Raw genomic sequence first — 10,173 nt, forward strand, 5'->3', positions numbered from 1 at the left:
GGATTCAAAGGATTTCACGCGCCATTTCCTGCAAAGAAATGCGTATTTATTTAAAAATCCCAAATTGGATCCCATAAAATGCACAAATCAACAACCAAGGGGCTTGATTTCTTGTGCCTTTCACAGCTGCCGCCATCCCAGTGACCTTTTCCACCCGAACGACCAAGGCCAGTGCCGCGCCCCGCATAAAAACTATTACCTGACGCAGCTTTACGTCGGCAATGCCTGCCAGAGACGGCCGGTGAGAGATCTTGAGGGCATTCACGGGATGGCTTGCAAAAGTATTGGCTGTGATTTTATTGGCAAGAAATAAGTTACTTATTTCGTATTTCATAGAAATTTCAGTATCTTCCACTACAAAGAACCTCTTCAACTTTGTCATCTACAAAAGCACAGGGAAAAGCACTTTATGACGGCCGCTGTCCCTGGGGAAATGCCGATGAAAGAGACAGCAGGCACCGTCCTCCTCAACTCGACCGTGATTTGTCGATCCGATCGCGCAGGCCGTGGTAGCGGGTCGCCACGGCCACACCCAGCGCCCGAAAAGCGTGAAAGGCAAAGGGCTCCATGGGAATGGGTTTGAGCGGCATGGCACGCACATCTGCGCCCATCAGTCGCTCAGCCAGAAGCTTGCCCATTGCTGTGGAGAGACCGATACCGCGACCATTGCAGCCCAGCGCGCAGATCACGCCGTCGGCGGTCTCGTGGATGTGCGGCATGTGGTCGTTGGTGACGGCAAAGAAACCGCTCCACGCATACTCCCATTGCAGTGAACCCAGATGGCCCCACATCTCAGCGGCGGCGGCGTGAAGCCGCGGAACAATGGACGAATGGTCCAGCGTGGCGGTTGCACCCGAGCCGCCCATGACCAGGCGATTGTCTGGCGAGATCCGGAACGAGGTGAGCAGACGGCGCGTATCAGATGCGCACTGGCGCTGGGGCAAGATGGTCTTGAGCATCTGCGCGTTCAGCGGGGCCGTCGCCACCTGGGCAGTGCGCACCGGGACCATGGACTTGGCCAGGCCGGGGACCATATCATTGGCATAGGCAGCCGTGGCCACAATCACCTGCCTGGCCGCGATGCGCGCCCCGCCCGTGCATTCCACGGTCCATTGGGCTCCGTCCTTGTGCAGGGATAAGGCTGTGGTGTGGGCATGCACGCGGGCGCCCAATCCAGTCGCCACTTTTGCCAGTCCCCGTGCATAGGCCAGTGGATTGATGCTGCCGCCGCGGTGGTCGATCCAACCCGCCTGAAAAATCGGCGTGCCAAGCATCTGCGGCAGTTGGGCCGCATCGAGCATTTCCACTGCAGCGCCGCGGCGATCCCACTGCGCGCAACGCCGCGCAATCTGCTGGGCGCCGATGTCCGTATACGCAGGCTGGATCCAGCCTTTTTGCACAGCACTGCAATCCATCCCATAGCGGGAAATGGTCTCGAAAACCAGGCCGGGTGCGCCGCCGCCCCAGGCGACGAGCGACTCGGCATCCGGGCCATAGCGGGCGATGATCTCGTCAGGGTTCCACTTGAAGCCCGGAATCACCTGTCCATTGTTGCGCCCCGAGGCGCCCCAGCCAGGCTCGGCCGCATCCACCAGCACCACGCTGCGCCCAGCTTCGCGCAAGGTGATGGCCGCCATCTGGCCAGTGAAGCCACCGCCGATGATGGCCACATCGGCTTCGACGCGGCCTTGCAGCGACAGGCAAGGCACCAGCGGCGGCGACGACAGACGCCAGACAGTTTCCGGGAATTGGGGATTTTCACCCGCAAGATGTAGTGTCACGGTCAGCCTCGCACGAAAGGGTAGGCAATGCCAGAGTAGGAAGGGGCGGCGGCGGCGGCCCGGCGGTGCAGCAGCGCTGCGGGTATGGCCTGGACGCGCAAGCGGTCCATCCCGAATGGAATAGGTTTTGTCATGTGGCGGTTGGTGCGAGGCTTATGCCAGCAAAATAATGTCCAATTATGGATCCAATTTAAACCAAAGATTTTTCTGTCCCAGACTTCTGGGGCTATGCGATCGGCGCCGAAAGCTCTAGCGCCAGTGCGCCAGCACGGTCATAGGCCGCGAGCACGGCATCGTGGACCGCCTGCGGTGTCCCCTGCGCATTGAGCAGATTCAAGGCGGCTTCCGTCGTGCCGTGCCTGGATGTCACGCGCGAACGCAGCGTGCTAAAAGGCTCGCCCCGTTTGGCCTGTTCGATCGCCCCGACCGCTGTCCTGAGAACCAGTTCACGCGCCATTTCGGGATCGAAACCGACGGCCTCTGCTGCGGCCTGGAAAGCTTCCAGAAAGTGAAACACATAGGCCGGGCCGCTGCCGCTCACGGCGGTGACCGCATCGATGCGTTCATCGCTGTCAACCCAGAAGCAATGGCCGGTGGCAGCTAGCACCGCCGCCGCTAATCGGCGGTCCGCCTCGGACACGCCCTCGGCCGCCGCCATGCCCGTGACGCCAGCGCCCACCAGCGCCGCCGTGTTCGGCATGGCACGCACCACCCGCTGGCTTTGCAGCCACTGGCTCAGCGTTTTCAAGGGTAATCCGGCGGCGATGCTGACATGCAATGCCGCCCCCAGATGTGCCTGCACCGTATCCAGTGCCTGGTGCAGAACCTGCGGCTTGACGGCCCAGACCACCACGTCGGCGGCTGACAGACGCTCGTCGGCACAGGCTGCGGTGGTGACTTGAAGCGTCTGTTCCAGATGCTCGCGTTGCGCCAACATGGGCTCGACAACCAAGATGGAGGAACTATCCTGCCCGGCCCGAACCAAACCGGCAATCATGGCCGATGCCATTTGCCCGCCACCGATGAAGGCCAGGCGGGGGTGAGACTTCGCTGTCAATGGAGAACTCATGGCATTATTTCCTTGGGACTGGTGTCAATAGACTGCATTTTGGGGCGAGTCCAACCGAATGATTGTTCGAAGTTTGACAAAGTTAATGAATAATTCACCAAGACCCCTCAGGCAATTGTCATCAGACTCGCGTTACCACCGGCTGCCGCAGTATTCGTGCTGACAGCGCGCTCTATCACCAAAGCCTCGAGCGGCGCTTCTTCGCCATCTATGGCAAAGCAGCGCAGGTTCACGATAGGCCCTTCGCGTTGGGCCAGCAGGGCCGCAGTGGCCAGAAGGTCGGCGCGGCTGCCCTGGTGCAGGGCTATATCGAACTCGACGCCGGGCGCCAGCCAATTGGTCGCCAGCGCAATCGCCTCCTGGACATCCAAGGGCAGGCTGGCGCGCAGTGCCTGCCTCTCGGGACACGACAACCAGATCACGCGGCAGCCCACGGCCAGTGCGCCTGCCAGTTGGAAAAGCAGCGAATCTTCCGATTCCGCCAGGCACAGGGCGGCCTCACGGGGATGCAGCGAATAGACGTTGCGCTCCCCGGTGGGGCCGACCAGCAGCCGCGCGCGGCGCTCCCCGGCCATCCGGGCCAAGCGCTGGCACTGGGCTGCAGTCCGACGGTCCCGGTGCAGGATCATCCACGACACGAGCGAGTCCAAGGCGCTCGCCACGGGCACTGCCCCCTCCTCCTCCACCGATCCTGGCAGGCCACTTTCAGCCGCACGCGCGAGCACATCATGGGGGCTGCGCGCAAGCAGGCGGTACATGTACAACGGCCCGCCCGCCTTCGGCCCCGTGCCCGACAGGCCTTCGCCGCCGAAAGGCTGGACTCCGACCACTGCCCCCACCATGTTGCGGTTGACGTAGACATTGCCCACGCGGGCACTTGCGACCACCTGGTCTATGGTCTCGTCGATGCGGGTGTGCAAGCCCATGGTCAGGCCGTAGCCGGTGGCGTTGATCTGCGCCATCAGGGCGGCAAGATCCTGGCGTGCGTAGCGCACCACGTGCAGCACTGGTCCGAAGACTTCCCGCTGCAATTCACTGATGCTGTTCAGCTCGATCAGCGTGGGTACGACGTAGGTGCCGTTGTCGGGCACGTCGTGCGCGCAGCGGCCCAGGCGCTGAACGCGCCGGCCACGCCCCTGCATCGCGGCTACGTGCGCCTCGATCCGGTCGCGCGCAGCGGCGTCGATCACCGGGCCCACGTCCGTGCACAGCCACGCCGGGTTGCCCATGGTCAACTCCGCCATGGCACCGCGCAGCATGTGCAGCAGGCGGTCCGCCACATCCTCCTGCACGCACAACACGCGCAGTGCCGAGCAGCGCTGGCCCGCGCTGTCAAAAGCCGAAGCCAGCACGTCGGTCACCACCTGCTCCACCAGCGCCGACGAGTCCACCACCATCGCGTTCTGGCCACCCGTCTCGGCAATCAGCGGCACCGGAGCGCCGTTCGCGCCCAGCCGCTGCGCCAGCGTACGTTGCAGCAGGCGTGCCACTTCCGTCGAGCCGGTGAACATCACGGCCTGCACGCGGGCATCGGCGACCAGGCGTGCGCCCACGGTGGCGCCGCGCCCGGGCAGCAGTTGCAGCGCGGCCGCGGGCACGCCGCCTTGGTGCAGCAGGCGCACCGCTTCGGCCGCGACCAGGGGCGTCTGTTCTGCTGGCTTGGCCAGCACGGTGTTGCCCGCGGCTAGGGCGGCGCCAATCTGGCCGATGAAAATCGCCAGCGGAAAATTCCACGGGCTGATGCAGGCCACCGGCCCTAGCGGCAGGTGTGTGCGGCTATCAAAGTCGGCGCGCGCGTGGCTGGCATAAAAGCGCAAAAAGTCGATGGCCTCGCGCACTTCGGCCACGCCGTTGGCATAGGTCTTGCCGGCTTCACGGGCCAGCAAGCCCAGCAACTGGGGCAGACGCGCTTGCAGCAAATCGGCTGAGCGCTCCAGGGCACTCGCGCGTTCCTCTGCAGAGGTGTCGGCCCAGACCGGCGCGAACGCCGCGGCCGAGCGCAATGCGGCTTCGATCTCGGCTTCATCGGCTGCCCGTACTTCACCCACCACATCCTGGTGATGGGCCGGATTGCGCACCAGTTGCCAGTCCGCCGTCGCGGCTACGGGCGGTTGTGCCAGCAGCGACTCGGCCGTCCAGTGGAAATCCGCGCCTTGCACCAGGCTAGCCTCCAGTTCGCGCAGTTGGTGTTCGTTCGACAGATCCAGGCCTTGCGAATTGCGCCGGGCTGAGCCATAAAGCGCCGCCGGCTGGGCAATCACCGGATGGGGCAGGCCCAGCTGGCCCTCTTGCTGGGCCATGCGCGCTACGGCGGCTACCGGGTCCTCCACCAGCGAGGCGATGGAAATATTGGGGTCGGCAATGCGGTTGACGAAGGAGGTATTGGCGCCGTTTTCCAACAGGCGCCGTACCAGGTAGGCGAGCAGCGTTTCGTGTGTGCCGACAGGCGCATAAATACGGCAGGGGCGCCCGAGCTTGCCCGCCTCGGTGCGGCCGACAACCTGCTCATACAGCGGCTCGCCCATGCCGTGCAGGCACTGGAATTCGTACTGTCCGCTCTGGTAAGAGGCAGGGTCGGCGAGGATGTAGATCGCCGCCATGGTGTGGGCGTTGTGGGTGGCGAACTGTGGATAGATCTGCGCCGGCGCCGCGAGCAGCTTGCGGGCGCAGGCCAGGTAAGACAAGTCGGTATAGACCTTGCGCGTATAGACCGGACAGCCGTCCTGGCCATCGACCTGAGCGCGCTTGATCTCGCTATCCCAGTAAGCGCCTTTGACCAGCCGCACCATCAGGCGGTGGCGGCTGCGCTGGGCCAGGTCGATGACATGGTCGATCACGTAAGGGCATCGCTTCTGATATGCCTGGATCACGAAACCGATGCCATTCCAGCCGGCCAGCGCCGGCTCGAAACACAGCTTTTCCAGCAGATCCAGGGACAGCTCCAACCTGTCCGCTTCTTCCGCGTCGATGTTCAGCCCGATGTCGTAGCGCTGGGCCAGCATCACCAGGCTGCGCACCACCGGGTACAGCTCGTCCATGACGCGGCTGTGCTGCGCGCGGCTGTAGCGCGGGTGCAAGGCCGACAGCTTGATCGAGATTCCCGGGCCCGCGTAGACGCCGCGCCCCTGGGACGCTTTACCGATGGCATGGATGGCCTGCTCATAGGACTGGCGGTAGCGGTCCGCATCTTCGGCCGTCATGGCCGCTTCGCCCAGCATGTCGTAGGAATAGCCAAAGCCCTGGGCCTCCATGTCGCGGGCATTGTCCAGTGCGGCCTCAATGGTTTCGCCGGTGACGAACTGCTCACCCATCATGCGCATGGCCAGGTCCACGCCTTTGCGGATCATGGGTTCGCCGCCCTTGGCGATCAGGCGCGTGAGCAGCGTCGCCAGTGAAGTTTCGCTGTGGGTGGATACCAGCTTGCCGGTCAGCAGCAAGCCCCAGGTGGCAGCGTTGACAAACAGCGAGGGACTGCGGCCCGCATGCGCCTGCCACTGGCCGCGCGCGATCTTGTCACGGATCAGCGCATCGCGCGTCGCAGCGTCTGGAATGCGAAGCAGTGCCTCCGCCAGACACATCAGCGCCACTCCCTCTTGCGAGGACAACGCATATTCCTGCAGCAGGCCTTGCACGAGGCCCGCCCGACCGGTGGAGTTCTTGCGATCGCGCAGGCGCTGGGCGATCTGCAGCGCAAGCGCCTGCACGCGCTGGCCGGCGTCCGCGTCCATGGGCGTCTGCGCCAGCAGGTCCGACACGGCCTCTGGCTCTGGCCGCCGGTAGGCGCGCGTAATGCGGCTGCGAAGTTCGGAAGACTCTGGCAAACCGCCGGCAAGGCCGCGGAAAGACGTGACGGTATGGTTCTGCGTGCGCATGTTCATGGAAATTTCTGCATTGGCTGGAGATATCTCGCATAATGCCGGATACTTTTCCGAATTTTTGTTCTAAATTCAATCAACATGCAGAACAAATCACTAGATGAATCGACCGCATCCCTGGACCTAGACAGGCTGGACTTGCGCATCCTGTCGGCGCTGCAGGCAGATGGCCGCATCACCAACCTGAAGCTGGCCGATACCATCGGGCTGTCGCCTACCGCCGTTCTCGCGCGCGTGCAGCGCCTGTCGCGGGACGGCTTCATCCTGGGCTATGAAGCGCGCTTGAATCCCGTCAAGCTAGGCGCAGGCATGCTGGTTTTCGTCGAAGTCTTACTCGACAGGACGACGCCCAATGTCTTTGAGCAGTTCAAGGCAGCGGTTCAGGTACGCCCAGAGATCATGGAGTGCCACATGGTGGCCGGCGGATTCGATTACCTGATCAAGACACGCAGTGCGGACATGAACGATTACCGCCACTTCGCGGGCACCGTCCTGTGGCAGTTGCCAGGGGTGCGCGAAACACGCACCTACGCCGTCATGGAAGAGGTCAAGAACTCAACGCACCTGGCCTTGCCAGGCGTATGAGCCGTCGACGAACCCGAGCCGCAACGCCCGTTTCACAAAGCGGATCCGACTTTGGATTCCCATAAAATATCCACATGCACGCCAACGACCCAAAGGCCCATCCATGAGCAGCCTAGCACCCGCCGGCGAACCCATTCTCTCCGCAGATTCGATCACCGACGCCTTGCGGGATCTGATTCTCAACGGGGAGCTTGGCATCGGCGTGCAACTCAAGCAGCAGGCCCTGGCCGAGCGCTTCGGTGTCAGCCGCATTCCCGTCAGGGAAGCGCTCAAGCGACTCCAGGCCGAAGGGCTGATCGAGCACCGCCCCCACCAGGGCTCCATCGTCGCGTCCCAATCGGTGCAGGATCTCATTGAAGCGCTTGATATCAGGATCGGACTCGAAACCCGAGCACTTAGGCTGGCAATCCCGCTCATGCAACCTTCAGACCACTTGGCTGCAAAGAATATCTTGGCTCGATATGACGGAAGCGAGTCACCCCAGGAGTGGGCAGATCTGAATCTCAAGTTTCACATGACGTTGTACCGTCCCTGCGGTCGAGCCAAGTTGCTGAAAATGATCGAAGAAAGTGTACGGGGAATTGGCCGCCATCTACGTGCGATGCAGTCATACAAAGTGGGACGCAAGACGCCGCAGGCCGAACACAATCTTATCCTCAAGGCGTGCATCGCCAAGGACATCACGCTCGCTGTGGATCTGCTGGAAAAGCACATCGAGCATACACAGGTGGCCCTGCAAAGTTAAGAGAAATGATCCCGGTAGTTTGAAAACCAAACTGGTTTCTATAAGAAAAAATTATCGCAATAGCAGGGTGTTGTCGCCGACCGAAAGTGATCACTTGGGGGTGCGGACAAAATCTTGGACTGGTTTATGCCGTAAGTCCGAGGCTTGCTCGGTATTCGAGAGGACTGAGTGAGCCAAGGGAGATCTTGATGCGCTTTTCGTTGTACCAATGGATGTACGCGTCAACGACCTCGATGAATTGCTCAATGGTTGTAGCCTGCCAGTTCCGAGGATAGAACAGCTCCGTTTTGAGCCGCCCGAAGAAGCCCTCGCAGGCTGAATTATCTGGTGTGCTCGATGATAGAAGTAGGAGCTGCGCGCCAGGTCAAGTTCGGCCAGGAGCTCCGGCAGCGCATACATTTGTCTCAGGGCGTCAACCAGCAACGTCTTCTCCCGGTTACTCAGGAGTGGCAGGTCGACGCCCAGGCTTTTTTTAACAGTTCGTTCGCCTTCTTCAAAAGATCGTGTTCAAGCTGCAATTGCCGGATGTCACGTCGAAGCGATTCGACTTGCCGCTCCAAGTCCGTTCGCTGAGGATCGGGCGGTGAATCGTTGTGGAGTTTCATGGATGTAGGCACCTCTGGCCGGTTGCAGGCTCTGGTCCCCGTGAATTCATCGCCATGTTTCCGGCGATCAAGATGCCGAAGTCAATGTCTGGTTTGGAGTTGGCCGTTTAAATAGTTGTATGTCCGCAGCCAGTCTGGGGCCGGCGGTCAACGTTCTCCGAACCCGACATTCAGATTGAAAGTCTGCAATGGAGCGGGATGCACTTCGGCAATGCAAGACGGATTCAACTGGTCGATGCAACACACTATGACCCGCCCTAGGCGGAAGGAGTGTGGCATCGACCAGTTGAATCCACCCTGCACAGGAGCCGTTCGCAGGGCGTAGTTGGAATGTGTTTACGACTTTAAAAACCGTCTCAAAAATCCAACGCCCCGCAAACCCGCATGGATGCTAGAGCCGTGTTTACGACTTTATTAACCTGTTTACGACTTTAATTGCGCGGAATACAAGCTATTCCGAGCAATTAAAGTCGTAAACAGCCATCTAACATCCATGCGGGTTTGCGGCGTACCAAATCTACAACAGACCAAGTTAAAGTCGTAAACACATTTCCGTGTCCATTCAGATGGTGAACCTCAGGTAAACAACCCGAATCCCTAGAGGTCTAGCTGGGTTCAGATGTCGTGGAGGTAGGGTTGAGTTCCTCGACCGTGGAGCTCACGACGGCCAGACACCCTCACGACTTAAGCGTTCTCGCATGTGCAGAGCGCGTGGAGCACTTACTTGGCAGCAGCCTTCGCAGCTTTGCGAGCAGCAGCTTTTGGGTCCACCGCGGCCTTGAACTTGGCACCTGGCGTGAACTTGGGCACGGTGGTCGCTGGAATTTTGAGTGAAGCACCGGTACTCGGGTTCTTGCCGGTGCGGGCTGCCCGCTTGACGGACTTGAAGGTGCCAAAGCCCACCAAGGTCACCGAATCTCCCTTTTTGACCGCAACCTGAATGGATTCAATGAGGGTGTCCAGGATTCGTCCTGCAGCGGCCTTGGTCAGCTCGTTCTTGGATATCAGTTTTTCGATGAGTTCGATGCGGTTCATTTTTTACAGTAGAAAAAGGAATTGATAAGCCTCTCATCTTACTGTGCGCATGTAACGGCATTCAATCGACCAATTGCAGACGCACACACAGCATTGCCAAACTAAGCCAGCAGAAGTGTCTGTTTTGGGAGATCCGAAAGGCGGCTTTGGTTAAGGGTTGTCCGATACCTGCCCGAGCGACACGACAGCGCCAGACACGACAACGGCCTGAGGGCAGGTGTTGGACAAGCCTCTAAGGAGGAAACCGCGGAATGCACCTCGGCGGCGCGAGAAGCGCTATGAAGCTATGGGGATTCGGGCAACAGCGCTTGAGTTGAAGATGTCGGCGCTGCCAATGAAGCGGTCGATGACATCGATGGGACACATTGGATTGAAGCCGACACATTGAGTCGTTCCTTGACGTGTCGGGTGCCGAGGGCCCGCAGCGAGCGCGCGTGCAGGAGCGTCCCACATCGACTCAGAAAGGTGAAGAGTCGAA

Annotated in this window: 8 protein-coding genes and 1 pseudogene; 2 read left to right on the top strand and 7 right to left on the bottom strand. The window is 60.8% G+C overall.

Annotated features, from left to right (window positions below):
• Positions 1–46 precede the first annotated feature (46 nt).
• The 5 genes from BM160_RS18760 to putA all read right to left on the bottom strand — a co-directional run bounded on the left by BM160_RS18760 (position 47) and on the right by putA (position 6,728).
• Entirely contained in the window at positions 47–355 is a 309-nt protein-coding gene (locus BM160_RS18760) for a hypothetical protein (protein WP_143093288.1), read from the bottom strand.
• Positions 356–467: 112 nt separating this feature from the next.
• A complete protein-coding gene (locus BM160_RS18765; protein ID WP_143093289.1) occupies positions 468–1,781 on the bottom strand; it encodes an NAD(P)/FAD-dependent oxidoreductase in 1,314 nt (437 codons plus the stop codon).
• A gap of 2 nt (positions 1,782–1,783) precedes the next feature.
• Complete coding sequence (locus BM160_RS23000; protein WP_255369001.1) at positions 1,784–1,915, bottom strand: hypothetical protein; 132 nt, start codon at positions 1,913–1,915, stop codon at positions 1,784–1,786.
• 92 nt (positions 1,916–2,007) lie between these two features.
• Entirely contained in the window at positions 2,008–2,850 is an 843-nt protein-coding gene (gene proC / locus BM160_RS18770; RefSeq protein ID WP_092007701.1) for a pyrroline-5-carboxylate reductase, read from the bottom strand.
• A gap of 107 nt (positions 2,851–2,957) precedes the next feature.
• Positions 2,958–6,728 carry a trifunctional transcriptional regulator/proline dehydrogenase/L-glutamate gamma-semialdehyde dehydrogenase gene (putA, locus tag BM160_RS18775; RefSeq protein WP_092007702.1) on the bottom strand — a complete coding sequence of 1,257 codons (3,771 nt, stop codon included), beginning with the start codon at positions 6,726–6,728 and terminating at the stop codon, positions 2,958–2,960.
• 78 nt (positions 6,729–6,806) lie between these two features.
• On the opposite strand from putA, the gene BM160_RS18780 reads away from it, so the two are divergent.
• Entirely contained in the window at positions 6,807–7,310 is a 504-nt protein-coding gene (locus BM160_RS18780) for an Lrp/AsnC ligand binding domain-containing protein (protein ID WP_092007703.1), read from the top strand.
• 103 nt (positions 7,311–7,413) lie between these two features.
• Positions 7,414–8,055, top strand: coding sequence for a GntR family transcriptional regulator (locus BM160_RS18785; protein ID WP_092007704.1), 642 nt, complete (start codon positions 7,414–7,416; stop codon positions 8,053–8,055).
• Positions 8,056–8,179: 124 nt separating this feature from the next.
• Here the strand turns inward: BM160_RS18785 and BM160_RS18790 are convergent.
• Positions 8,180–8,675 (bottom strand): annotated as a pseudogene (locus BM160_RS18790) (IS3 family transposase); the annotation flags it as partial.
• A gap of 705 nt (positions 8,676–9,380) precedes the next feature.
• Entirely contained in the window at positions 9,381–9,695 is a 315-nt protein-coding gene (locus BM160_RS18795; protein WP_092007705.1) for an HU family DNA-binding protein, read from the bottom strand.
• Between the last annotated feature and the right edge of the window lie 478 nt (positions 9,696–10,173).

Source organism: Polaromonas sp. OV174, from assembly GCF_900112285.1.
In the GTDB taxonomy this organism is placed as follows: domain Bacteria; phylum Pseudomonadota; class Gammaproteobacteria; order Burkholderiales; family Burkholderiaceae_C; genus Polaromonas.